The 25,252-nt window shown below is 62.6% G+C and carries 13 protein-coding genes; 5 read left to right on the top strand and 8 right to left on the bottom strand.

Annotated elements, in window-relative coordinates:
• Nucleotide 1: 1 nt before the first annotated feature.
• Both Pan216_RS24465 and Pan216_RS24460 read right to left on the bottom strand, forming a co-directional pair.
• The gene (locus Pan216_RS24465; RefSeq protein ID WP_145262296.1) at nucleotides 2–1,501 is read right to left on the bottom strand and encodes a sulfatase; all 1,500 of its coding nucleotides are present in this window, start codon (nucleotides 1,499–1,501) and stop codon (nucleotides 2–4) included.
• Between the two features lie 168 nt (nucleotides 1,502–1,669).
• On the bottom strand, nucleotides 1,670–3,172 hold the full coding sequence (locus tag Pan216_RS24460; protein ID WP_145262294.1) for a 30S ribosomal protein S1: 1,503 nt from the start codon (nucleotides 3,170–3,172) through the stop codon (nucleotides 1,670–1,672).
• A gap of 123 nt (nucleotides 3,173–3,295) precedes the next feature.
• On the opposite strand from Pan216_RS24460, the gene Pan216_RS28605 reads away from it, so the two are divergent.
• From Pan216_RS28605 to Pan216_RS24445, 4 genes are all read left to right on the top strand, one after another.
• Nucleotides 3,296–3,439: a hypothetical protein gene (locus Pan216_RS28605; protein WP_419192939.1), complete on the top strand. Its 144-nt coding sequence runs from the start codon at nucleotides 3,296–3,298 to the stop codon at nucleotides 3,437–3,439.
• Between the two features lie 765 nt (nucleotides 3,440–4,204).
• Complete coding sequence (locus tag Pan216_RS24455; RefSeq protein ID WP_145262292.1) at nucleotides 4,205–9,790, top strand: autotransporter-associated beta strand repeat-containing protein; 5,586 nt, start codon at nucleotides 4,205–4,207, stop codon at nucleotides 9,788–9,790.
• A gap of 269 nt (nucleotides 9,791–10,059) precedes the next feature.
• On the top strand, nucleotides 10,060–10,998 hold the full coding sequence (locus tag Pan216_RS24450; RefSeq protein ID WP_145262290.1) for a YihY/virulence factor BrkB family protein: 939 nt from the start codon (nucleotides 10,060–10,062) through the stop codon (nucleotides 10,996–10,998).
• Entirely contained in the window at nucleotides 10,979–12,187 is a 1,209-nt protein-coding gene (locus Pan216_RS24445; protein WP_145262288.1) for an alpha/beta hydrolase family protein, read from the top strand. Before Pan216_RS24450 ends, Pan216_RS24445 begins: the two co-directional genes overlap by 20 nt.
• 21 nt (nucleotides 12,188–12,208) lie before the next feature.
• Here the strand turns inward: Pan216_RS24445 and Pan216_RS24440 are convergent, their stop codons facing one another.
• The 4 genes from Pan216_RS24440 to Pan216_RS24425 form a co-directional block, all read right to left on the bottom strand.
• Nucleotides 12,209–13,879 carry a Na/Pi cotransporter family protein gene (locus Pan216_RS24440; RefSeq protein WP_145262286.1) on the bottom strand — a complete coding sequence of 557 codons (1,671 nt, stop codon included), beginning with the start codon at nucleotides 13,877–13,879 and terminating at the stop codon, nucleotides 12,209–12,211.
• A 173-nt stretch (nucleotides 13,880–14,052) separates the two neighbouring features.
• Nucleotides 14,053–15,375 carry a glucuronyl esterase domain-containing protein gene (locus Pan216_RS24435; RefSeq protein ID WP_473092393.1) on the bottom strand — a complete coding sequence of 441 codons (1,323 nt, stop codon included), beginning with the start codon at nucleotides 15,373–15,375 and terminating at the stop codon, nucleotides 14,053–14,055.
• A 12-nt stretch (nucleotides 15,376–15,387) separates the two neighbouring features.
• On the bottom strand, nucleotides 15,388–18,273 hold the full coding sequence (locus Pan216_RS24430; protein WP_145262282.1) for an Npt1/Npt2 family nucleotide transporter: 2,886 nt from the start codon (nucleotides 18,271–18,273) through the stop codon (nucleotides 15,388–15,390).
• Between the two features lie 91 nt (nucleotides 18,274–18,364).
• Entirely contained in the window at nucleotides 18,365–18,838 is a 474-nt protein-coding gene (locus tag Pan216_RS24425; protein WP_145262280.1) for a Crp/Fnr family transcriptional regulator, read from the bottom strand.
• A 376-nt stretch (nucleotides 18,839–19,214) separates the two neighbouring features.
• Between Pan216_RS24425 and Pan216_RS24420 the strand changes: the two genes are divergently transcribed.
• Nucleotides 19,215–20,717 carry an OprO/OprP family phosphate-selective porin gene (locus Pan216_RS24420; protein ID WP_419192938.1) on the top strand — a complete coding sequence of 501 codons (1,503 nt, stop codon included), beginning with the start codon at nucleotides 19,215–19,217 and terminating at the stop codon, nucleotides 20,715–20,717.
• Nucleotides 20,718–20,847: 130 nt separating this feature from the next.
• Here Pan216_RS24420 and Pan216_RS24415 read toward each other — a convergent pair whose 3' ends face one another.
• Nucleotides 20,848–21,981: a Ppx/GppA phosphatase family protein gene (locus tag Pan216_RS24415; protein WP_145262277.1), complete on the bottom strand. Its 1,134-nt coding sequence runs from the start codon at nucleotides 21,979–21,981 to the stop codon at nucleotides 20,848–20,850.
• A 493-nt stretch (nucleotides 21,982–22,474) separates the two neighbouring features.
• The gene (locus tag Pan216_RS24410) at nucleotides 22,475–25,000 is read right to left on the bottom strand and encodes a serine/threonine protein kinase (RefSeq protein ID WP_419192937.1); all 2,526 of its coding nucleotides are present in this window, start codon (nucleotides 24,998–25,000) and stop codon (nucleotides 22,475–22,477) included.
• Between the last annotated feature and the right edge of the window lie 252 nt (nucleotides 25,001–25,252).

The raw sequence follows: 25,252 nt of genomic DNA, 5'->3' as shown, positions 1-25,252 counted from the left end.
GTCAACGCGGAGGCGTCGGGTTGGAGTTTGGCGACGTCGCTGACTTGCCGGCTTTGGCTTTCCGCGGCCGTTTCTCACCATAACGTCGCGACCACTGCGACGCCCGCTCGGGATCGTGGTTCGGGTTGGCGGTTGGCAACTTCGCGCCGACTTTCTTCCTCCACTGATCGAGCTGGGCGGCTAGTTCGGTCGTCTTCTGAGGTTTCGCGCTGGCCAGGTCGTTGGATTCGCCGATGTCGCTCTTGAGGTTGTAGAGTTCGCGGTGGCCGTCCTCGAAGAACTCCAGGAGCTTGTAGTCCCCGGCGCGGATCGCGCTGGCGGGAGTCGAGTGGTGGTAGTGCGGGTAGTGCCAATAGATCGCCGCGCGATCGAGCGACTTGCCGCCTTCGAGAATCGGGACGAGACTAACTCCATCGACGTGGGGACGCTCCGGTTTCGGAACCCCGGCCAAGTCGACGATCGTCGGCAACAGATCGACGGTCGAGACCGGAACGCGACTCTCGCTCCCGGCGGGAATGTGCCCCTTCCAATCGACGAGTAGTGGGACGCGAATCCCCCCTTCGTAGAGCGAGCCCTTCTCGTCGCGAAGGGGAGCATTAGTGGTGACGGCCTCGCCGCCCCCGTCAAAGCGACGCGTCAGACCGCCATTGTCGGAAGTGAAGATGACGACCGTGTTTTCCGAAAGTCCCAGTTCTTTGAGTTTGCCAAGGATGCGTCCGAAGCTCTCGTCAACCTCTTGGACCATCGCGGCGTAGACCGGGTGGTTGATTCCTTCGGGCGGCTTCGGTTTCGCTTCATACTTGGAGATGTTCTCGGCTCTCGCTTCGAGAGGAATGTGTACCAGGTAGTGCGCCACGAAGAGGAAGAAGGGTTTCTCGCGATTCTTCTCCATGAACCCTTCGCTCTTCTCGGTCAGGAATTCCGCCAGCGATGCGTTCTTTGGAACGTCGACCTTCGGCGCGGTGCGAAACTTCGGGGCGAAGTGACGACCGCTGGTGACGATCGACTCGTCGAACCCCTGTTGAGGAGGATAGTGCGTCGGCCCGCCGAGATGCCACTTGCCGAAGTAGCCCGTGGTGTAGCCGACCGTCTTGAGAGCTTCGGCGATCGTGACTTCTTCCAACGGAAGGTTGGGAGCGTTGGGCGGGACGTTGAGCTTCGCCCAGGGACGCTGATGACCCGGGATGAAGTCCGTCAGGCCGAGGGTCGCCGGGTACTTGCCCGACATGATGCTCGCCCGGGTCGGCGAACAAACCGGGCACGCGGCGTAGGCATCCCAGAACTGCATGCCCGCCTTGGCGAAGCGGTCGATGTTGGGCGATTCGTGGAACTTGCTGCCGTAGCAACCGACATCGGACCAGCCGAGATCATCGACGAGAAAGAGGACGACATTGGGGCGTTTGAGCGGAGGCTCCTTCGCGTCCGCAGTGGCGAAAGACGCCAACGACACGCCGACAAGTAGAGTGATGCCCCAGCGTTCTTTCGAGTGGTTGCTCGTCACGTTTCCCTCCCCCGTTTGCCTAATGCGCTCGAGACGAGAAGTCTCAAGTTGCCCGCCTTGACCGGCAAGTATCTGCCAACCTCTAGTTCGGCAGCGCCTCTGTCAAGGATGAGGAGCGTGATTCGTGCCGATCGACGGTCGATCGATTCGGGCGAGACCCGCTCGAAGCTAGCCGAACAGGGGGCCGGAGTTGCCGCCCAAACCACCCTTGAGGGGTTCGTTCGACTTGCGGATCAGCGGTTTGACCTCTTCCTCCTCGATCGCTTCTTCCTCGTCGGCCTCCGCCTTGACCTGCTTGATCGAGAGGGAGATGCGTCGGTTCTCGGCATCGACATCGAGGATCTTCACCTCGACTTCTTGCCCTTCGCCAACGATGTCGGCGACGCGGCGCACGCGATTGGGCGAGAGTTCGGAGATATGGATCAACCCCTCGATCCCCGGCTCGAGTTCCACGAACGCGCCGAACTCCATTAGACGCGTGACCCGCCCCGCAACAGTGCTTCCCGGGAAGTAGTTCGTCGAGACGTGATTCCAGGGATTGTCGGTGAGCTGCTTGAGTCCCAAGCCGATGCGGCGGGTTTCTGGATCGATGCTCAGCACGACCACTTTGACTTCCTGGCCGGCGATGACGAGCTCGGAGGGGTGCTTGATCTTCTTCCAGCTCATCTCGCTGATGTGAGCGAGGCCCTCGATGCCGCCAATGTCGACGAAGGCGCCGAACTCCATGATGCGTTTGACGATGCCGGAGACCTTCTGCCCGACCTCGAGGGTCGCGAGGAGTTCCCGAGCCTTCTCCTCCCGCTCCTTGAGCTGAAAGGCCTTGTGGCTGACGACGAGGTTCTTTTCCCCGCGGTTGGCATCGGTGATCAGGCACCGCAAACTTCGTCCGACGAGAGTCGAGAAGTCCTCAATGTGATCGATGTCGACTTGGCCGGCGGGCATGAAGCCGCGAATTCCCCCGGCGCTGATTTCGAGGCCGCCCTTGTTGACCTTCTTGACGAGGACATCGAGGATCGATCCCCGTTCGATTTGGCTCCAATCGGCTTCCTGGATCGAACCGGGCAGGCGAACGCTGACCGATTCGGTCCCCAGGTCATCGACGAGGACCTCGATCAAGTCGCCTTCGTTCGGGACTTTGTCTTGAAACTGAATGGTCGGGATCACGCCCTCGCTCTTTTGCCCGATGTCGACGAAGACACTCTCGCCGCGCACGGAGAGGACGCGGACGGTCCGCTTTCCGGAGCTACCGCTGGCGTCGTCGTCCGAGGCGTCGGCGCCGGCGGGCGGCTCGGAGGTCATGATCGCGTCGGGGTTGAAGGAGGAGAAGGCCTCGTCGAGCTCGTCGTCGATATCCTCGTCGAGCAGGCGGACGAGTTTGCGGCCTCGGGCGGCTTTGAGTTCCTTGCCGCGGGCCTTGGCGACGTCGTCGGCGAGCTCCTCCTTCTCGGGCTCGGCATTGTAGCTTTGAAGGTACTTGGCCTCGTCCTCGGCCTTGGCGGCTTCGTCGTTGGGATCGGCCTGTTCCTTGCGCTTCTCGCGGCGTTCGAAGAAGCGCTTCGCGGCGCCTCCCCGGAACTCGTTCTTGCCCGGTGGCGGCGTCGAGGGTTCGTTGGCCGGCGACCGCGCGCCTTGGTCGGCATTCGACGGCGTTTGATCGTCAACACCGCTCATCGTTCACTTCTCCCGAGAAGACTGGTAACTCGTTTGGGCCGAAGAGGTTTATGTTACAAAAGAGGAGAGAGGGAGACAGCCATTCGAAAGGCGGATGGTGTCTTTCCTCCCACGGAGGTTCCGATGAACGTCGACTTGAGCAAGGAGAGCGCCGAGCGGATCGAACACCTGATCGCCCTAGGAGCGTATCGGACCCCTCAGGAGGTGATCGAAGCGGGGATCCAGAACCTTGCCTTGTCCCGCCCAGCAAGCTGTCGCCGGAGATGATCGAGAAACTTCGCGAAGCCTGGCGGTCGAGTCAAGCTGGCGACGTGGCGCCGATCGAGTCCTGGACCGAATTGCTGAGCGATGCACGTTTCTCGCATCATCTCCGCTGAGTGCTCCGTGTGAGTGAACATTCCGAAGGAGTTGCCAGAGGAACGTCGGCAAAGTTTGGTGGGATCCTACCTCCTGTTCCCAACGGGATCGAGCGGTCGCGGGTGATTCATGGGGCACGCGACCTGCCGGGCACACTCGGTGATGCTTCAGTCGATGACGGAATTGCTTCAGGCAGCCCCGCTGGCCCAAATTGCCTCGATCAAGGAGTCTCCGCGTGCATCAAGTGAATCGGACAACTTGAACGATTTTCCGAAGTTGAGTTGTCCGGTTCATGAGGGAGAATCGTATTAAGCGTGCGGTCGTCGGAGCTTCGAGACGTTGCGACGATAGTGTATACTTGGAACAAGGGACCGGGTTCGTTCCCTCCAGGACCAGCGGCGGGGATTTCCCTTTCGCGGTGCCCCGCGGACTCGGCACGACTCGAAACAAGGCTTTGCCGACAGGGATTTCGGCGGCAGATCCGACGACCTTACGCGCGGGAAGGATCCCCAGACGCGGGGGAGATGAGGGTTCGTCCCTCCATTCCATCCTTCGCGCCAGCGGCGATACGGATCACTCGCACCGAAAAGAAGCCGCCCGGAGTTCCCGCTTTCGCGAGAACTTCCTGGTGCCGTATCTTTCCGGACGTCGCCGATACGACATGGGAGTGGCAACGTGGTGATCCCTCTGAGCATCGTTCCGGACGCCTCACGGCGGCTGAGCCATCGCGTGAGTGATGACCATGTCGTCGCCCACGTGGCCAGCTTCGAGATCCTCGAGCAACGGATCGTTCCGGCGATCGTCGCCAATCCCAACGAGGTGTTCTGGAGAGGGAACGTCAGTTCCGACTTCTTCCATCCCGGTAACTGGTCCGGCGGAACCACTCCCGGCGCGGCCGATGTGGCGGTGTTCGACGAGACGGCCTGGAGCTTCGTGGTCGACATCGGTTCCTCGAGTCTCAACATCGGCGGGATGCGCTTCCGCAACGACTCCACCAACACCTATCAGATCACCGGCGACGCCCTCGGGTATGGTGGCTCGATCGATTTCGCCGACTGTCACGGGATCGAACTGACCTCGGCCAATCGCGGCGACGTTGTCTTCGAATCCTCCCTGGATCTAAATGCGTCCGTCGCGGGGACGATGGTCGTGAACAACAGTCAACCCGATGGTGACCTGTTCGTTCGTGGCGACGTCCATCTCGACACCGATCTCTACATCACCGCGAATCGTCCCGTCGACATCGACGGGGCCATCCTTGACGGCAGTGGGTCCGGGGGATTGGTCAAGGATGGCGATGATCGACTGGAACTCGACGGAATCAACACTTTCTCGGGCGCGATCAACGTGCTCGACGGAGTGCTGGAAGGAGATGTCGACAGCATCGCCACCGATGTGGTCCTCCAAAGTGATTCGGAAACCAACCGATACGCCTTCTTGGTCTTCGACTTCGACGGCAGCCTCGAGGAATCGTTCAGCCACGAGATCAGCGGTTCGGGGGATGTCGTCAAGACGGGGAATGGAACGCTCGTCTTCGACACGAACCACCTCTACGCCGGGGCGACGATCATTGCCGAAGGCACGCTCGTCGTCGATGCCGGGGATGCGATCGGCGATGTCGGCACGGTCATCGTCCACCAGGACGGGAATTTGGTCGTACGGACGAGCGAGACGATCGGTTCGCTTCACGGATCGCTCGACAGCGTGGTCACCCTCGAGTTGGGGACGATGCTGACGGTCGACGTTAGTCTCTACAACAACGCCACCTTCGCTGGCGACCTCGATGCCACCGCGACCGAAACGCTCCGTAAGATCGGTGACGGGACCCTCACTCTTTCACCTTCGACCAACAGCGTCGGTACGATTCAGGTCGGCGCCGGCGTGCTTCAACTTGATCGAACGCACACGGGAAACGTGACGGTTAACCTGGGCGCGGCTCTCACCGGCGACGGGACGGTCTCCGGAGCGACGAGCATCGTCGGAGGGTATCTCTCCCCCGGAGAGGCCAGCGCCGCTTCGCCGCTCGGAACGCATACGACCGACGTCCTCAATCTTGCCGTCGGCGTGCTGAAGGTCGATCTCCATGGGCCGACCCCCGTGGACCACGATCTCTTGGTCGCCTCGACCAGTGTCAACCTCGTCGGCGCGAGCCTCATTCCCCAACTGGGATTCACGCCCTCGCAACCGGAAACGCTGATTTTCATCCAGAACACGGGCTCGAGTCCCGTCATCGGCCAGTTCAACGGATACCTTCAAGGGGTTCCGGTGGTCGATCCGTTGGGACTCTACAAGTACACGCTCGACTACCAAGCCGGCGATGGCAACGACGTCGCGATCATCATCGATCCGCTTGTCGTGCTCCCCCCGCCACCGACGGTCAGTTCGATCGTCAACAGTAGCCGGACACTCAACTCCAGCTCGGCTCGCGCCGTGGTCAACTTCTCGGCGCCGGTGGTTGGTGTCGACGTGAGCGACTTTTCGCTGGTTCGAACGGGAACCGCGACGGGACGCATCGCCAGCGTCACCTCCAACGATCCTTCGGGCATGAGCTACGTGGTCGAACTCGCCGACCTCGCGGGGACGGGAGAGCTTCGCTTGCGCCTGAACGACAACGACTCGATCGTCGACAGTTTCTCCCAAGCTCTCGCGGGAGCCCTCAATGGCAGCCTGACCGGCCCGCGAATTCTCGTCGACTTGACTCCGCCGACGTTGGAGTCCATCACCCGTCGCTCCTCGAACGCCGATGGCGAAACGCTCGACTTCGTCGTCCAGTTCTCCAAGGAAGTCACCGGAGTCGACGCCCGAGCTTTCGAGGTGGTTTCGACGGGATCGGCGATCGCGTCGATCGTGGGCGTCACCGCCGTCGATCAAGATACCTACCGCGTCACGATCGGGAACATTGGTGGAGTCGGGACGTTGGGCCTGCGGCCGGCATCGGCGACGACGCGGATCAAGGATCTCGCAGGAAACCTCATGGCTCCGGCAAGTGGCCTGCTTCCCGACGCCTACACGATCAATCGCTTGGCGCTCCAAGTCGCCTCGTTCGAGTTGTTGGCGAGTGACGGACCGATGACCGACGATGGCCGCCCCTTGATCAATGACGCGACGCCGACCTTCCGGCTCGTCCTTTCCGCCGGGGCCCTCGCCAGCGGCGACGTGAGGGTGCAACTCGACACCGATGGCGACGGCGGTTTCGCCAATGGCGCCGCGACGGTCTCCCTGGCGGGAACGCGAACGGTGATCGATGTCACCGCGACGCAGCCATTGACCGATGGTCCGGCGCGCGTCCGGGCCCGGATCGTCGATCCGGTCGGCAATGAACTGCTGACCGGCGAGGTCCTCCTGGAGATCGACCAATCCGGACCGGAGGTAGTGGAGCAGCGAGCCGAACAACTCGTCGAGGATGGAGTCGCGGCCGGCATTCGCTACTTCCTCACGTTCGACGAAGTGGTGTCGCCGCCCGACTTTGGTTCGCTGAACCTCGTCGGGACCGACGCGTCGGGCAACGAGTTTGACGCGAGCGTCGCTCTTTCCGTCGCCATGGTTGACGCCGATCAGTGGGTCGTCGAGGCCTTTCTGGGCGAGAACGGGTTCCCGAGCGGATCCTACCGCTTGGAGGTCGAGCCAAGCATGGTGACCGACCGTGCGGGCAATCCGCTGGGATCCCCATCGAGCATTTCGTTCTTCTTCGAGAAAGCGACGATCGGCATCGAGTCGGTACTAATCGCCGGGCCTCGGCTCGATCAGTTGCCCACCCACCTCTACGTCAACTTTGACGATGCCCTCGGCATCAAGGACAGCGACGGCAATTACTCGCGGGACGGGGACCTCGAAGTCTCCTTCCCGTCACTTTCCGGGGGGAGCGTTTCCGCGACGATCGGCGTCGAGCAGGAGGGGATGAGTCCCGATGGCCCGGCCCTCGTCGAGGCTCAAGCGAGCGCTGTCGACGGCGAAGTTCTCTTCACGCTCCACTTCGATCGTTCGCTCGACGAGGATGAGGCGCTTCGGGCACTCAACTACGAGCTGACCAGATCCAATGGTGAACGGGTCGCCCTGCGAAACGATCAGTTCCGATACGACGCGGCGACGAACGTGGTGACGCTCCGCGTTTCCGATCGAGGGAACGTCGGCTACACGCTCGCGATCGATGGCCGGGGCGATCTCGATATTGATCCCGCGACCGCGACCGACCTTTCGAACTATCTTCTCGAGCGACTCGTCGAGCAACCGGGGGGCGGCAGCCAGTGGGTTCCCGTCGAGCTGTCGTCGCCGCTCTACAGCCAGGATGGCGATCGCGTCATTCTCGTTCCCGCGGCGGGGACCGAGTTCGCGCTGGGACGCTATCGGTTGACCATCACCGGAATCGAGACGTTCGACGGGGCGGGCCTTGAGAATGGGAGCTACCTCGCGGAGTTGGACGTCGCTCTCACCGAGGGGGCCAGCGGCATCAACCCGGAGGTCATCGCGCGCAACTTGGCCGCTCTGGACGCCGTCGTCAGTCAGTTGACCAGTGACGTCGATCAGGCGGTGTCGAGCGTCCTGAGCAGCAATTTGGCCGACGACCTGCTCGCGGCGATGCGGAATGAGATTGCCGCCAACGCGGGAGCCGACTCGGCGGTGATCGCCAATGTCGTCAGCCAGCGACTCATCGACATCTTCCAAGGGAATCTGGCGGCGACCTTCGAGAGTCTCGGTTTCCAGGGGAGCGAATTCGTGGTCCTCTGGGGACACGATGCTCGCTTCCTCTTCGAGATTCCCTCGAACGGCCTCAAGGGGGGGCGGGTCGGCTATGAACTCGACGGCGGCGCCCAGGTGATCGAGGTCGACGGCGCGATCTTCCTCGACGATCCCGCGAGCGGACTCTCCTTGGCCATCGTTCCCTTGAGTCCCGACGGCGAATTGGTGGCGACGGGAGGGCTGACGCGCGTCGACGGCGATTCCGTCGAGCCCGATCTCGACTTCAAACTCCTCGTCCATGGGGCCAGCGATGCGACCAACCAGGTCGGGGCGATGCTCTTTGGGAGCGACGGTTCGGTGAGCCAAAAGGTTTTGACCGATACTCCCCTTGGGGATGCCCAATCGGTCGGCCTCGAGGCGACGGGCGCTCTCTCGGGCATCGATCCACTTCTCCAGCAGATCAACAACCTGGTGATCGCGGAAATCGAATCGATTCTCGGACCGCTCTCGGAGCTCCAGGGACAGTTCCTGATCGTCTGGTTCGACCCCGTGGGGGCGACGCTCACCGACAGCAACGGTCGGCGGATCGGCGCCGCGGACGGCCAATCCTTCAACGAGATTCCCGGAGCCTACTACTCCGGCGACGGGGAGAACGAACTTTGGGTCATCCCCAACTCCTTGGCGGGTGACTATCAGTTGACATTGGTCGGCGACGGAACCTCCTATCGGGGCGGGATCAATCTCGTCAGCGACGGGACGGTCTCGACGACCTTGCTCGGTGGATCGCTTCCCAACGGCACCTTCGGCGCGAGCAATCAGCTCGCCCTGGTGATCGACTTCGACGACGTTCTGCCGACGCCCAGCCCGAGCAACCCCGCCCCGGCGAACCCACAGGGCGATGGCGGTTTCGTCTCCAGCGGTGGGGGGCCGTTCAGTCTCCTCTTCGGTGGGCTCTCTCTACTGAGGACGACTAGCGAGTTCGCCAGCACGCTGTTGCTCAACACGACCAGTGTCTCCGGCTTCGGGACGCTCGAGTCGGGACCATCGACGGCGGGAGCCGACATTGGGCGCAACCGAACCGACTTCCCGACGTTCGGCGGACTACTCGGCGAGGATTCGATCGTCGACGAGGTCTTCAGCAGCATCCAACGTGGCTCGTTGATCGACGCCACCCTGGGGAGGATCGGGCTGGAGAGTCTACCCGCGACCCGCGACGGGATCGGTCAGTTGGCGGCCTCGGTGGGGGCGATCTACTCGCCGAAGACCCATGGGATCGCGACGGTTCTTCAGGGACTCGCCGGCTTGATCGGCGACGCGAGCGATGAAGAGGCCGACGGAACGTCCGGGGAGGCCGCGACGGCGCCGGAAGCGAACGATTCGACGTCGCTCGACGGTTCCGGGACTTCCTTCGACGCCGAGATCGAGGCCATTGCCCGAGCGATCGCGCCGGTGGACCAAGACGATGCCGATCCCCAGGTCGCGATGCTCGCGGCGGGGATGCTGGCGGGAACGGTCGCGGCCGAGCGAAGCGATCGCAAGTCGCCGCGTCCACCGTTCCGGCAACGCCCGGAGCGGAGTGTCTGACCACGAAGAGGCGGCTTCCCTTGCCCGCATCAAGACCCAGTCGCGGGGTCGGGGTTTACCCCCCAGGCGGACGTGTCGGAAGTTCAATCAAGACGCGTCGTTCCCGACGCATCACCCCGGCAGTGTCCCGCTCCGATGCTCCTTCTTTCCCATGGCTCACCCACGAATGATTCTCGTCTGAATTGCTCGCGCCTCGATGCCGCGTGAGTCTTCCCTAAGATGCCTGCGAAGTCTCTTTGCGTACGACCGCCTGACGAGTCGAGAGGTCCATGAGCATGCGGCAGTGGTTGAAGGATGAGTTGTTGGTGCGCCTTTGGCGGACGGTCAACAAATGGATGGACGACTACGGCAGCATGATGGCGGCGAGCATGGCCTACTGGATCGCATTCTCCTTCTTTCCATTGCTGATCATCGTGATCGCGATGTTCGGTTTGATTGTCAGCTTCTCCGACTCGGCTTCGGATCAGTACCAACTGGTCATTTCCTCGCTCTCGGACTACTTCGCCAAGGGCTTGTCCGAGCAGATTGCGAACCTGCTCGGTCAGGTGCGAGCCAACGCGGGCGTGGGAGGGCTCCTCGGATTGGGGATCCTGCTGTTGAATATCATCGGGATGTTCCTCCATTTGCAGTCCTCGTTCGACCGAATCTGGGACGTCAAACGCCCCACCGACATGGGGATGATCCGGATGGTTCGCGAATTCATCGTCTCGCGCGGGCTGCGGTTCCTGTTGCTCATCGCCGGACTTTGGATGCTCGTCGTGACGATGTTCGCCATGGGACTGGTGATGTCCGCGTTTCGGACGTGGGTGTCGGGATGGATCGTGCACGCGTACTTGCCGCAGTTGGCGCAAACGTTGGTGACGTTCGGCATCTACGTCGGCATCTTTGGGACTCTTTATCGCACCATGCCGCGGGTCTCGGTACCTTGGCGTGACGTCTGGCTCGGGGCGATCATGGCGGCGTTGACCTGGGAACTCGGTCGCGAGGTCCTGGCTTGGTTCGTCATCGGCGACAAGTACAGTGCCTACGGCGTTGTTGGGGCCTTCATCGCCATGATGGTATGGGCCTACTACGCGAGCACGATTTTCTTCTTCTTCGCGGAGTTCGTCTGCGTGACCCATCTCGATCGTCGAGTGGGGACCGCCGAGGAACACGCCACGGAATCAAACCTGGACGTGAGGGAAAACCATGGGGGAAGTGACACGTAGTGCCTGCCGGATTCGTGGATTCGAGCACGGCGAGTTCGATTTTCAATTGCTGCGCACCATGGGGATCTCTTCCTACGGTGGTGCCACGGTGGGGGAGTGTCTCGCGGCGACGCTGACGATCGAGGAGCCCGATCCCGAGAGCTGGGTCGTTTCGTGGGAGCAACTCGCCGACAACACGCTGCGAGTGGCGCGCGAATGCTTTGACAGGGGGCATCACGTCAGCGCCCGCGACCAGTTGATGCGGGCCTCGAACTATTACCGAACCGCCGAGTACTACGCCCCGATCGCGTCTCCGAAACAACGCGACCTCGGGTTGGCGGCACGCGAGGTCTTCGGGCAGGCGTTGCCACTCTTGCCGCTCGAGGCGGAAGTGATCGAGATCCCGTTCGAGACGCCCCTGTGCGGCTACTTCATTCAGCCGGCCGGAGACCCGGCGCCGCGCAAGACGATCGTGACGTTCAGCGGCTACGACGGGACCTCCGAAGAGCTCTACTTCATGAACGGCCTCGCGGGCGTCGAGCGCGGCTACAACGTGTTGCTGTTCGACGGGCCGGGACAGACGGGATTGCGCCGGCTCCATCCCGACACCGCGTTTCGCCACGACTACGAAGTCCCGATCAGGGCGGTGATCGATTGGACGCTCGCGCGACCCGAGGTCGACGCCGATCGACTGGCCCTCTACGGGATCAGTTTCGGAGGGCATCTCTGTGCTCGCGCGGCCTGTTTCGAGAAGCGGATCAAGGCCCTGGTCGCCAACTCGCCCATCGTCGACTGGGCGACCTACTTGGGAAGCTGGACCAAGCCCGAGGAAGGGGAAGACGAGGACATTCGCGTCGCGGAGGTGCCGGAGGTTCCCGACGACATTCTCCCGCCTCACGAGAAGTGGGCGTTGCTCTCGCTTTGCAAGAAGTACGGCGCGGAGACCTATTTCGAGGCGCTCGAGAAGCTCAACGCCTACCGCGTGGAGGAACACCTCGGTGCCATCGACGTTCCCTGTCTTGCGATGATCGGCGAGGGGGAAGGGGAGGAGGCGTTGCGGCAGGCCGATCTCTTCTGCGATCGGGTGTCCGGCGATGTCTCCAAACGGCTGTTCACCGTCGCGGAGGGAGCCGACGCTCATTGCCAACAGAACAACGTCGCGCTCGCGTGCCAAGTCCTCTACGATTGGCTCGATGAGCTGTTCGCTTGAGCCCGACGGTCGTGATGGGAGCTACGGACTCTTGCCGGGCGTGGTCGAACCGCCGAAGGCGCTTGAGATGGTCTGGAGGAAGGTCGCTTCCATGGTCGAACTACGGCTTTCGCGGGCGATGAGCTTGGCGTAGCGCTGCGCCGACCAAATCAGCCGTTCGAAGTTGGTGGCCAGGTTGAAGAATTGGGCGCGGATCTCCTCGTTCTCGCCCGAGACCGCTTCGGCGAAGGCGCGTTTGATCTGTCGCATCAGCGGCCCCCGATCGGCGGTCAGCTCCAGGAGTCGCTGATTGGCGTCCGACTCGAGATCCATTGTGGCGTTGGTCATGACGGTGATCAGACGCTTGAGCGAGTCGCGGATGTGGTCGACCACCGGCTCGAGTTCCGCGACCTCGGCATCCTTCGAGAGTTCCTCGATCAAGATCCGCGCCGTTTCCTCGATGCTGTTGATGGCGACCATCTTGTTCTGGGCGAGCGAGAATCGTCGCATGTCGGCCGGGGTGAACTGGTGGTGATCGATCGAGTTCAGGAAGGTCTCAATCTGCTCGGTGAGGTCGCGAATGATGACGTAGCGCTCGACGACCTTCATGTGACGCCCGTTGCGGTCCTCGTTGAGGATGTCCGCGTAGGCGCTGATGGTGTCGAGCAGACGTCCCTGCTCCAATCGCAACAAGTCGAGGGCCGCCGGAGGATCCGAAAGCGCGTTCCACTGTAGGTACTTGGGAGCCGCCGCCTCTTCCTCTTCGGTGGTGGGGCAGAGTTTCTCGACGAGTAGCGCCATCGGGACGACTAGGACGAACGAGACGAGCGCGGTGCTGAGGTTGATGATCAGATTGACGAGCGAAAGAATCGTCTCGACATCGGGTGTGAAGTCGATCAGGGTCGCCAACAAGAGTGGGATTCCGGCGACTTGTTCGACGTAAAAGAGGACGAAGAAGACGAAGGCTCCGGCGCCGCAGAGAATGTCTTGGAAGAGCAACAGCCGTCGCGCCGATCCCTTGACGGTCGCGCCGGTGATGCGACGCGTCAGGCTCGATCCGATCTGCACCCCGCAAACGACGAACGCGGCGGGGCCCACCTCGACCAATCCCGCGGCGGCGAAGGTCATCGTGATCATCACTCCGGCCGACTTCGACTGCGTGATGAACGAGAGCGCGGCGCCGAGGACGAAGGCGAAGAGCGGATACGACGCGAACTGCTGAATCAGCTCGCGGACACTGTCGGACTTGCCGAGTGGTTCGGCGCCGGTTTCCATGACGTAGAGGCCGTAGAGGACCAGTCCGACCCCCAGGACGACGCCGAGACCGGTCGTGTAGCGGTCCTTCTTGATGAAGGCTCTCAGGATGCCGGCGACGCCGATGACGAAGAAGATTTCCGTCTCGATGTCCAAGGCGACGACGAAGGGGAGGACCGTCGCCCCGACATTGCTCCAGGCGATGATCGGCAAAGCGCCGCGGACGGCGATCAGTCCCGCCGCTTGCATGTTGGCCATGATCAGGACGATGGCCGAACTCGACTGAAGCAGGGCGCCCGCGAAGAGGCCGGCGAGTGATGACGCCCAGATGTTGCCGGTCAACTTCGCCAGGAACTCGCGGAACCGTTGCCCACTCGCCTTCTTCAGATTGTCGCCGATCAGGCGCATCCCAAGAAAGAAGAGCCCGAGTCCGGCAAGTATCATTCCCGCGGTGTGCATCTACTCTTCCGTCGCGAACATTCGTCGTCACGGCACGGCCGGGGAAGAGACGTCCCGACAACCGCACCGAGAGGTTCTACGGCACTCGCCACGGCGAACCAAACGTGGGATGCTTCGGCGACGGGGGCTCTCCGGTGAGTGTCACCCCGATAAGGAGTGACCGGAAAGGCGGGCTACTTCGCCGGGGTCGCCGAGCCCTGGAAGATGGTATCGGCCCGATCGAGGTACTGCCCCCAGTCGAACGCGGTCAGATCGTGCTTGCCCGTGCGCACGTGGTAGGAGATCGCCGAATGGCTCGGTTGATCGACCTTCGGCATCTCCTTGGTCGCGATGCCGTCGGTGCCCAGCAACCGATAGACCGGATCGGCGTGGAGTCCGGAGAGGAACTCGCCACGTGGATCGGCCCACTGGTCCTCCGCCGCGCTGGCGATGTAGACCGGGCGGGGCGCGATCAGCGCGATGAGCATGTGTTGATCGACCGGTAGAGCGGCTTCGTTGTCGTTGTACTTGTCGAAGTTGCCACAGAACCAATGCGGGAACGACGTGTTGATGCGTTTGACCTTCTCGCCGAAGCGTCGCCGACTGAGCGCCGCGCCGCCGCAACCGGAGTCATTGGAGATCACCAGCGCGAAGCGCGGGTCGGTCGCTCCCGCCCAGAGGGAGGTCTTTCCCAATCGGGAGTGGCCGAGCACGGCGACCTTCTTCTGGTCGACGTCGTCGTCGCGTTCGAAGTAGTCCATCGCGCGACTGAGTCCCCAGGCCCACGCCGCGATCGATCCCCACGCGTCGGCAGGCCGTTCGGCGCTCTCGTGCTTGTCGTGATGAGGATGAACGCCGTTCTTGAAGCCGTCATGGAAATCGGGATCGATGTCGCCGTAATAGATCGTTCCGAGTCCGTAGCCTCGGTCGATGATCGTCTCGACCGGCCAGCGAGAAGCGCTGGTGCCGCGCGACTTTTCGCTGCCTCGCTTCTTCTCGCCGGCGCGGCCCTTCGAAGGACGCGACCAAACTTCCGAGAGGGTGATCCCGGGATCCGAATGGATGGTGTGATTGCCCTTGAAGTTGAGGCCGAGGAAAACCGGCACCGGCTTGGAGACGTCATTGGGGAGGTAGAGCAACAGGTTCATACTCGGGGCGTTGGGAGCGTCTCCCAGTTTGATGGCGATCTCCTTGCGGGTCGCCTTTCCACCCAGGGCTTGGCGGTCGATGGAGGTGAGTTCGTACTGAAGCCTCTTGGGCGCGTCGGGCGAACGGCCGTAGACGTGGGTTTTGAAGAGTTCGAGAATTTCCGGCCGTCGCTTGGAGATCCATTCGGCCGGGTCGTCGACGCTCGCGCCGTCGGCCGCGACCAGCGGATCGGGCAGCGTGTACTCGGGAACCTTCGCCTCGTCGTAGTTGGCGTCGGGCGGAGCGGAGATCGCGGTGCTCAAGGAGAGGTGAAGTAGACAGTAGCTCAGTCCCACGATCGTGAGCGTGCGGTTCATGGTGGCTCTCATTTCCATTCCGTTCTAAGTTGGTTCGTCGTTTCCCTCGCCGGGCGTGGCCGGTGCTGGGCATGGCTCGGGCTCGCTCGCGGAGCCCGACTCGAGGAACGCCAGGAGCTTGGTGTCCCCATTGTTCTTCAGAATCGTCCGAATGTCTTTGTTTTTAGGTCGGTTTCTCATGATCAGCAATGCTTGCAGCGCCGCCTGACGCACCATCAACGACGCATCGGCCAGTGACGCGACAATGTCATCGAGGAGCCGGGAGGACCGGCCTTGCCGAAGGTGATAGAGCGTCGCGGCGCGGATCCATTCGTTGGGGGAGTGGAGCAGCGAGTGCAAGAGCAGTTCGACCGACTTCTCCTCGAGCCGGAAGTAGTCGCGACCGACAAGGAGCTTCTCCTCGCAGCGAAGATCCGAGAGCATCGTCAGCACCGGGAGCCTGTTTTCGTCGTCGACGGTGTGATCCAGTAGCTCGCGTCCCATTGCTCGCAGTCGAGACGAGGGACTGCGAAGGCTTAGTGCGATCGTCTCGAAGTCGCCCTCGGGGTGACGAATGGCGAGCAGGTGCAGGACCCGATCGACGGACTTGGTCGCCGCGTGTCGAAGGGCTTCGGAGAGGAGTCCCGGATCGTCGAACGACTCGATCGTGTGGATGTCGAGCAACTGCTGAAAGTAGGAGTGAATCTCCTGGTGATAGAGTTTCGCGAGCCGGTCGCTGACTGGTTGGGCGAGCGTGATCTGCCTGACGGCGAAGATACGTCGCGTCGCCGAGATGGCTTCATCGCGGACCTCCTCACTCTCATCTTCGATCGCGCCGAGCAGCGCCGCGAGACTCTGCTTGCAGGGGATGCGTTTGAGGACGCGGCATGTCTCCGCCCGAATCGTGGCCGGATAGCGCGGGTCGCTCAAACGGCGGGTCAGGTGGGGAATGACCTTCTTCCCATAGCAGGCCAACGCATGCACGGCGGGCGTCGCGGTGGTCGGTTGACGAAGCAAGTCGATGAGGTGATCGACAAAGGTCTCGTTGCGAAGGTGGCCGACGACGTCGATCGCGCGACGAACGACCCGAAAGCTCTCGTCGTGTAGCGCTTCGGTCAGCAGCGTTTCCATTGAGGGCTGGTAGATCTCCTCAATGACGTTGAGCCCGACCAGTTTGGTGCGCTCGTCCTTGGCGCGGACCAACTTGCGTAGGTCCTTGATGCTGAACTGGCTCTTCTTCCAGCCGACCGCCTTGACCAAATTGGCCATCACTTCGCCCCGGACCTCGACATCGGGATCGTTGGTCATCTTGCGAAGTTCTTTCTGAGCGTGCTGTCCCATCATCCGGCGGTAGGCCTTGACCGCGGCCGCGCGAACCGACACGTCGGGATCCTTTAGCAGAGGACGTACGTTGTCGGCGTGGCGCTTGCTCCGCGTGAGCCCCAGGAGATTGACCGCTCGCCGCCGCAGGTCGGGATTCGCGCGCCCGAGGACCGCGATCAGGGTCGGTTCGAAGTCGGTGACCTTTCCTTCCTCGAGTAGATCGAGGCAGGCGTGGATATCGGCGTCCTGGTCGCTTCCCATCCGTTCGCGAACTTGGGAGAGCATCGAGGCGCTTAGCAGGAATTCCTGACCGTCCAACTCGAGGCGATGGGCGCGAATCGATCGGCTCAAGGTTTCGAGGTAGAGCTTGCGGCAACGCGTCGCTTGGTAGATCCAGTACGCCAACAGACCGAACGCGACGTAGGAGAGATCACGGGCGCTGATGATGTTCGTCAGTCCGAGGATCATCATGCCCGAGGTCGCCTCGGCCAACGGCTTGACGATGCCCCCGACCAGGGAGATCGTCTGGCGACGCACGACCGAAGGCAGTGGCCAATAGAGGAGCTGGATGGCGGGTTCGTTGACGGTCCGTTTGAGGACGTCGCAGCCGCGGGCCAGCGTCGCCGCCCAAAGCAGGACGACCTCGCGCGAGGAGATCAGGATGGTCGCCATGGCGCCGACCAGGGCCGAGGGAAACAAGAGTAGCGAGACGATGAGGTGGAATCGCCGCAATACCCGTCCGCTGAAGAAGAGCTGCGTCAGCCCGGTGAGGACGCCGACCACGCCGTAGTAGATCCCGAAGTACGTCGTCAGCTCGTTGGCGTCGTCGTCGAAGTAGTACGCCGCCGAAGTCTTCCATTGGAACTGAACGATGACGCCGACCATGACCGTCGCGGCGATCAGGAAGGCCATGCTTCGGGCGTAGCGCGTGCGCATCACGGTGAGGATGTCGGCCACCATCGAGGCCGACGCCGACTTCCTCGGACCGGGGCTGACCCGCGGTGACGGGCCGGTTTGCTTTCCAAGCAGGGCCAGCGGGATGAGCATCGTCAGCTCGATGCCCGCGATGACGAAGAGAAGGTTGATCGAACCGAAGGTGTCGACCATGCCTTCGATGCTTGAGCCGATGATGATGCCGGCGAGCGTCGCCCCGAGCGGAATGAAGCCAAAGACGCGTTTCGGCTCGCCGCTGTCGAAGACCTCGTTGACCAGGGTCGCGAACTGGACCGAACTCAACGCGCCGCGAATCTCGGCGGCGATGTAGACGAGACTGACCACGAGGAGGCCGCCGCTGCCGCTTACCAACAGCTCGCGCAGCGCCACCGACGAGATCGCCATCAGCACGAGCGTCACCCGGATGACACTGATCAGTCGGCATGAAGCGACGCAGCGGGTGTTGAATAGGGCGGCCGCGACGACGACGAACGAGGAGAGAACGATCAGCTCGGGCAGCCACTCCGGACCGGCCTCGCTCAGGAAGAGACTGTCACCGATCGTCCGGCCGACGATGTAGGCGCCGGTCGACCCGAAGGCGAACCACTGTAGCAGCAGGACCTTGAGGACGTCGCGTTGCCGGATTTGAAAGAGACGCTCGAGAAAGCGGGTCATCGATCAGTATCCCGACGGCCTGCCCCTTTGGGTTTCCCTAGTCCCATCGCGCATCGGGCGGACGACGATGGGCGTGGCGGAGCGAGCCCCGTCACGACTCGGTAACGCCCACGACCGATCCGGGGAGAATCTCTCCGGTCGTCTGAAACTGCCGGTAGGTCACCCGGAGTCGGCGCACCAGGGTGACGATAAGCCCGCGCGCGATCTCGAAGCGGTCCTCGAGCAAGTTGAGGAAGATTTCCCGGCTCAAGCGTAGGATCACGACCTCGGTTTCGGCGATGATCGTGGCGCTGCGCGGTTCGGAGTCGATGAGGCTCAACTCGCCGAAACAGTCGCCGCGATGCAGCCGGGAGACCCGGCGACCATCGACTTGGACAAGCACCTCGCCCTGGATGATGCAGTCGAGGCGGCAATCGTCGGTCGATCCCTGTTCGAGAATCACCGCTTCGGGCGGGTAGCGGATCTCCTCGGCGATCTCGGCGATCCGCGCCACTTCCTCGCCCGGCAAGTCGCGAAACAGCTCGACGCGTTTGAGCAACAATACCTTGTCGACGATCGAAAGCATGGTTCCTCGGGTGGCGTTGCCGTCGCGATCAACGCGGAGGAGACTCCCAACCGCTCCTGCCGCGACACCTCACCGGCGGGTGGACGGGGACGTGTGCCCACCACACCGCATTGGCAAGACTAGTTGATTGGTTCCCGACTGGACACCGTCGGCCCGCGATTTCCCCGATAAAGAGTCTGCATCGCTGGCGCCACGGGCCTTCGGTCGAACTCCTACAACCGTCAGGACCACCACAATCGGCAGCGTGACGCGTCCGATTCTCCGTCGGCAGCCCCTCGGTCTTCCCGAAGTGATGGCGCCGCGACGATCAAGAGTAGGACGCGGCCTGCCCGGAGGTCGGCGAATTCGCGAACGCCATGAGGAAGGAGGAGGCGGCTTGAGATCCACGTTGCTCCTCGGCGCCATGCTTGTCCTCGGCGTATCTCCCGTTGCCCTTGCTTCGGAGGAGGCGGTCACTCGCGACGAGATGAAGGTCCTTCTCGAGCGACTCGAGGCGGCCGAGCGGACCGTCAGCGAGTTGCGGCAACGTCTCGAGGAGCGCGATCGCCAAGAGGATGCCGAGGAGACGTTCCAGGAGCGTCCCGAGCCCCTGCGTCCCGATCCGCGTTGGAACCAGCGCATTGACGAGTTGGTCGCGAAGTGGAGCGCCGAACAAGCCGATGCCCCGGCCGCCGAGCCACCGCAAGAGAAGCCACGCGTGGAGCTGATCGCGCGAACGCAAATCGACTGGCTCGGGTTTCCCCAATCGACGCGGGGTGTCGACTTCATCGACAACCCGACAACGGGCAACGCGCCCCCTGACCGGTGGTTGTTCCGTCGCCTATGGCTCGGCGCGAAGGGGCAACTCACCCAGACCAGCCGGTTCGCCGTCGAGATCGACTTCGCCGACCCGTCCCACGTGCTGCTGCGCGACGCCTACCTCGCCCGAGACTCGTTGCCGGTCCTTTCGACGGTCATCGTGGGCAATCAGAAACGCCCGCTGGGGCTCGCGGCCCTCAACAGCAGCCGTGACGAGATCTTCATGGAGCGTCCCACCGTCGTCGATGCCTTCAACGAGAACCTGCGACGTTCCGGAATCGTCTCCTACGGCGTCCACGACGATGAGCGTTCGACCCACGCGCTGGGAGTCTACCTCACCGACGACATCGCCGGCGATGGGGAGTACACCGGTGACTTCTTCACCAACTGGAGCCTGAACTCCCGCTTGACGCGACTGCTCTGGTACGACGAGGCGTCGCACGGTCGCGGCTATTGGCACCTGGGGATCGCGAACATGGCCGCCAACAACAGCCAGCAAGCGGCCGGTCCTCCGCTCAATCAGGCGCGTTTCTTCACCTGGCCCGAGTTGCGGACGCGTCAGCCTTGGCTCGACACCGGCTCGATCGCGGACGTGCCCGGCTGGGACACCCTCGGCGGTGAGTTCTGGCTCAACCTCGGATCGCTCACGATCATGTCGGAGTACTTGAAGACCTGGGTCTTTCGGTCCTCCGACCGCAATCTCTCGTTCGACGGCTGGTACGTGCTCGTGGCGTACCTCATCACGGGCGAGCACCATCCCTATGACAAACAGCGTGCCGTCCTCGCGCCGCTGGAGCCCTACGAGCGGTTTTTCCTGGTACGCGGGGAAGGGGGACGACCATGCTTCGGCCAGGGGGCATGGGAAGTGGCGGTTCGCTATTCCCACGTCGATCTCAGCGATCGCGGCGTTCTCGGCGGGGTCGAAGACAATGTCACGCTCGCGGCCAACTGGTACCTCAACGAGCACTCGCGCCTGCAAGTCAACTATGTCCTCGGCAGCATTCGAGACCGCGCCGACGTTGGCGGCTACACGGCCGGACAGTTTGTCGGCTGGGGGACGCGCTTCTCGCTCGATTACTGAATGACGAAGGGATCATGCCAAATCAAAGGCGGTTCCCACATGCCCACTCAAGAGTGTTTCCGACACGCCCACGCGAGCGTGAGCATGGCACCCAGAAGCGTTCTGTCGAAGGAGCCAAGCATTCATGACGCTAGGGAGCGGCGGAAGCGGTGCTAGGGCAGGGATCGGTCGCGGAGGTCCCGGTTGTCGAAGAGGTCGCGGCGAGCTGGTCGGTTTCGTGAATCTGGGACCATAGCCGGTTGTCGAGAGCGACCCCGAGTCCGACGTGGGCTTTACTTGGAACGACCTGGCGAATGCGGAGTTTCTCCATGAAGCCCGCCACCAGGATCAAGTTCGAGACTTGGGTGTTCGCGAAGGGGCTGTCGATTTGCCCATCGCTCATGCCCTCGACCTTTTGCAGGGCTCGCTCCACCATCCCGAGATTGTATGCCTTGTCTTCCGGCTTCATGGCTTGAAGACGTACGCAGAAGCGATGGACGCCGCCGGAACCGAGCACGACGGTGTTCGGATCGGCGAGCTTGTCGAGAAACGCCTCGGGAACCTTGCTCGCGAGTTCCTCCACCCAGTCAATTGACTGATCGATCTCCTCCCCGTTGAGCGGGTTGGGCGTGTCTCCCGGCTTGCCGAGCCGCTTGATCAACTTGCGTTTGAACGCGATCGCTCCCAGTTCCAATTCGTCGACGAGGACATCCTCGAGCGTTTGGTGGCCGGGCTTGAGCATGTTGAACTGCATGTCGAGGCTGCCGATGTCCCAGGTGACGACTCGATCGGCGCTCGCGCAGGAGTCCTTGATCGCCGCGATGAACTCGAGCTTGCCCTCCTTGGCGAAGGAAATGAGTTCGAGGGGAACGTCGGTCCGCCGGCTCAACTCCTTGATGACCTTCGGCCCCAGTGGGCCGACCTCGCGGAACGAGGCAGTGCCGACACCGACGTACCCCACGGGATTGAAGGGGGTCGCGAACTCCTTGAGCTTGTTGATCGCGGCGACCCCACGATCGATGATGTCACAAACGTCCCGGTTCTCCATGTTTCGATTCGCGCGAAGCACTTCGTTGTAGGGGACGGGGATTTGCCCATCCTCCTTCCCGTTGGGGTAGAGGACTTCGAGGATCTCCATCCGAGCCGGGTCGACGCGCACCACGACAAGTTTCGTGTTCTGCGAACCGATGTCGAAGGCTGCCCGAACGACCCCTTGTTCCTCGCCCAGTCCGAGACTTGGGCAAAGACACACGAGTAGTAGCGGGAGAGAGAAGTAGCGTCCCATTCGGATTCTCCATCACTCCATTGAGTAGGGGCCCAGGGGCCGCCGCCCCATGCAAAGGGCGCTGATCACGCTTGGTTTGACGGGAACAGCCGTTGCTCGCGCTCGGCTTGTGAAACGGAGAGGCGAATCCCTTCGTCCCGAGCAAGACGATCGGACAGGTGCGATAAGATTGGCGAAGTGTAGTGATCTGTGGTGTGGGCCGACAAGGCTAGCGCTCGGATCTAAATGGATTCTTCACATTCGAGGTAGGCATTTGGTCGCTCCGACGACGCTCGGGCGTTTCCTTGAGTCGCCACGGCGGTTGCTCGTGCTCCGTGATCGAGTGAAAGTCCAGCGAAATGTCCACGATGGTGGCGATCGCCCGAGGCATGAAGAGAAGGCGAAAAGAGTCAAATAAGTGTCGAAGGAGCGTTCCACGTCAGCGGGACGACGAGGCTTGGCAGCCCGTTGAAGAGGGCCGTTTGTAGCTGGCAGCGAACCGATCAACCGGCGGCTAGCGTTCCGGCGACGAGAGGAGTTGACGCGGCAGGTCCGGGAGCGAAGAGGGAGAGACGACCATCGGCGTCTTGCCGTCATCGACGATCCCCGCCTGTAGGAGCATCTGCTCGGTCGGAACCGTCACCTCCCAGGGCATCGCCGACCAGTTGTCGAAGGGGGCGTATTCCTTGATCTGGTGGCTATCGGCACTCAGTTCGAAGTAGCGTTTCCAGTCGTCCCCGCTCAGTTGGGTCGGCGGCGTTTCCATTTGGCCGACGTTGGTTCCGCCCGATCGGAAGAGAGTCGTGAAGCCCGCGATTAGGTTGGATGTCCCACTCCAGCGAATCGATTCACGTTGCGACATCGGCGAGTGGTTTCCGCTCGACTTGAGGAAGGGCTCGTCCATATTGCCGATGAAGATGCAGTCGTTGGAGGTCACCTCGATTTGCCGTGGGGGCAACGGCTGTTCGCCGAAGGCGGTGACACTGATCAGCGATCCCCACAGACGAAAAGAAGTCTTCGAGAAGTCGACGTCACACGCCTTGGGCCCCGGACCCTTCCAGTCCTCGGACCAGCCCTCGACGAGGATCGCCGCCTCGGCGGTGGCGATAAAGGACTCCCGGACGAGGATCGACCAGAGCCCTTCCGGACTGGCGTCGAGCAGCCCTCCCGACGAGCGAATATTGCAGCGATCGAACTCGACTCGGTTGTTGGGACGCGTGTCGTCGTTGAGTCCCCGCGTCGGAGCGGTGACGTTCCGTACGACGTGGAACTGGGCGTTTCGGCTGTTCTCGCCCATCACCAGGGCGCAATCTTGGCACGCGACGCGCGAGCCGCCCATGACTTCGAAGAGCGCCACGGTGGGGTAGTCGTCCGAGTCGGGGAAGCCCTCGGCGATCAGATCGACTTCTTCCAGGTTGAGCCGACCTCGGTTCTCGATCACGAAGAGCTGATACGTCGAGGCGCTGGGATCCTTCTGGGGATCGAGTCGCAAGACGGGTGAGTATCCCTTCGCGGGACGGATCGTCAATTCCTTGCCGTCGATCAGGACGTTGGCCGCGTCGAGCACGTCGTTGGACTCGAGCTCGATCGTCATGCCCGATTCCGCCTCGTCGCACGCGGTCGCGATGCTCTTGAAGACCGACTTGAGCGTCCCTCCGGGGACGGACGGGTTGACCGTCAGCTTGTTGGTGTTGGAGGCCACCACGACGGGCTCGTCGGGAAAGACGGGGCCATCGCCGTCGCCACCCTTGCGCATCGTCTCGGTGGCGGGTCGTTCGACGACTTTGGTGGTCGTTGCCTTGCCATTGCCGTTGGGCGCGGCATTGGGGCGCTCGGTCGACGCCGTCTTGGAAGAGGGTTCGCGCCCGGCGTCATCCTTGGCGACGCCTGTCACCGCCGCCCCTTGGACGCTCGGCGTGGGCTCCGGTTGCCGGGTGAGCCGTTCCGGTAAATCAAGCGACTGGCCGCTGTTGAAGAAGCTCATCACGCTCACCGCGCCCAGCAAGAGCAACGTGGGGACGGCCCAAAAGAGATGCCGGTCCCACGAGCCCCGTTCGACGACCATCGGCGTCTGCTCGGTGAAGTCCTCGGGTACTGTCACGTGAAACATACTCGAGAGGGCGCGAAAATCGTGGATCAAGTCGGCCGGCGTCTGGTATCGATCGCGGGGATCCTTCGCCATCATCTTCATGATGACGCGGGCAATCGGTTGGGCCAACTCGGGCAAGTGTTCCCGCGGATCGGGCACCGAACTGCCCTGATGCTGAAGCAGCTTCTGCAGCGCCGTTCCCTCGGGGAATGGCGGGCGACCCGTCAATGAGTGGAAGAGGGTGCATCCAAGCGAGTAGATATCCGAACGGACGTCGGCGACGCGCGGGTCGCGGGCCTGTTCGGGAGAGATGTAGTCGAAGGTTCCCAGCGTCATTCCCGACTGGGTCAGCTCTCCCGACGCCGAGTTGCCCGAGGCCGAGAGGTAGTTTCGCGCCAGCCCCATGTCGACGAGCTTCGCGAGGCCCTTGGGCGTGAGGATGATGTTCGAGGGTTTGATGTCGCGGTGGACGACGCCGAACTCCGCCGCGTGGGCCAAGCCGCGAGCCATCTGCAAGCCGATGTTGACCGCGAGCTGGACGGGAAGTCGTCCCTGATGGGCGATCAGCCGCCGAAGGTTGTTCCCTTCGACGTACTCCATCGCGATGTAGCAAAGGCCCTTGTCGGAGCCGAAGTAGTAGACGCTCGCGAAGTGGGGATTGTCGAGTCGGGCGGCCGCCTTGGCTTCCTGCTGGAAACGCCGAAGGACTTCGCCATCTTGCGAGCCGTCGGGGGAGAGGACCTTGAGCGCCACCAAGCGGTCGAGGCGGTCGTCGCGGGCGAGGAAGACCTGGCCCATGCCGCCGGCGCCGATCGAGTCGAGGAGCTCGAAATGATCGAGGGTCGTTCCGAGCAACTCCGCCGCCATGTTCGACATGCGGTCGTGCCGATCGGTGACGATCGACTCTTGTGGCTTGATCTGCGTCGGCGCTTCGTCCAGACGGGAAGCCATCGCGGGACTGGAGGAGCCCCGTGGCAACCGAACCGTCTTGAAACTAGAACCTTGCGACTCAACCATGCCCGAGTAGCTCGCGCGGAACGAGGACTGTCAATGCGACGAAGCCCCGCCTGATGCTACTCGGGGCACTTCCCTCGACTATACCACGATTCGCCCGCGCCGGATACCATTTGCTCCGAAGCGGCGTCGCTGGGAACTCGCGCGGGAGCCGAATTGGCGCTCCCGTGGCATCCGATCTCCCATGGG

It is taken from the genome of Kolteria novifilia, assembly GCA_007748055.1.
Taxonomy (GTDB): domain Bacteria; phylum Planctomycetota; class Planctomycetia; order Kolteriales; family Kolteriaceae; genus Kolteria; species Kolteria novifilia.
The sequence above is the reverse complement of the archived record's forward strand: the minus strand, read 5'-3'. Positions and strand labels throughout refer to the sequence as shown.

What these genes read in the sequence shown, in the direction of transcription:
- Pan216_RS24460 (WP_145262294.1), bottom strand. Translation starts at nt 3,172, where the DNA reads ATGAGCGGTGTTGACGATCAAACGCCGTCGAATGCCGACCAAGGCGCG.
- Pan216_RS24425 (WP_145262280.1), bottom strand. Translation starts at nt 18,838, where the DNA reads ATGCTTTCGATCGTCGACAAGGTATTGTTGCTCAAACGCGTCGAGCTG.
- Pan216_RS24440 (WP_145262286.1), bottom strand. Translation starts at nt 13,879, where the DNA reads ATGCACACCGCGGGAATGATACTTGCCGGACTCGGGCTCTTCTTTCTT.
- Pan216_RS24430 (WP_145262282.1), bottom strand. Translation starts at nt 18,273, where the DNA reads ATGACCCGCTTTCTCGAGCGTCTCTTTCAAATCCGGCAACGCGACGTC.
- Pan216_RS24410 (WP_419192937.1), bottom strand. Translation starts at nt 25,000, where the DNA reads ATGGCTTCCCGTCTGGACGAAGCGCCGACGCAGATCAAGCCACAAGAG.
- Pan216_RS24435 (WP_473092393.1), bottom strand. Translation starts at nt 15,375, where the DNA reads ATGAGAGCCACCATGAACCGCACGCTCACGATCGTGGGACTGAGCTAC.
- Pan216_RS24450 (WP_145262290.1), top strand. Translation starts at nt 10,060, where the DNA reads ATGAGCATGCGGCAGTGGTTGAAGGATGAGTTGTTGGTGCGCCTTTGG.
- Pan216_RS28605 (WP_419192939.1), top strand. Translation starts at nt 3,296, where the DNA reads ATGAACGTCGACTTGAGCAAGGAGAGCGCCGAGCGGATCGAACACCTG.
- Pan216_RS24445 (WP_145262288.1), top strand. Translation starts at nt 10,979, where the DNA reads ATGGGGGAAGTGACACGTAGTGCCTGCCGGATTCGTGGATTCGAGCAC.
- Pan216_RS24415 (WP_145262277.1), bottom strand. Translation starts at nt 21,981, where the DNA reads ATGGGACGCTACTTCTCTCTCCCGCTACTACTCGTGTGTCTTTGCCCA.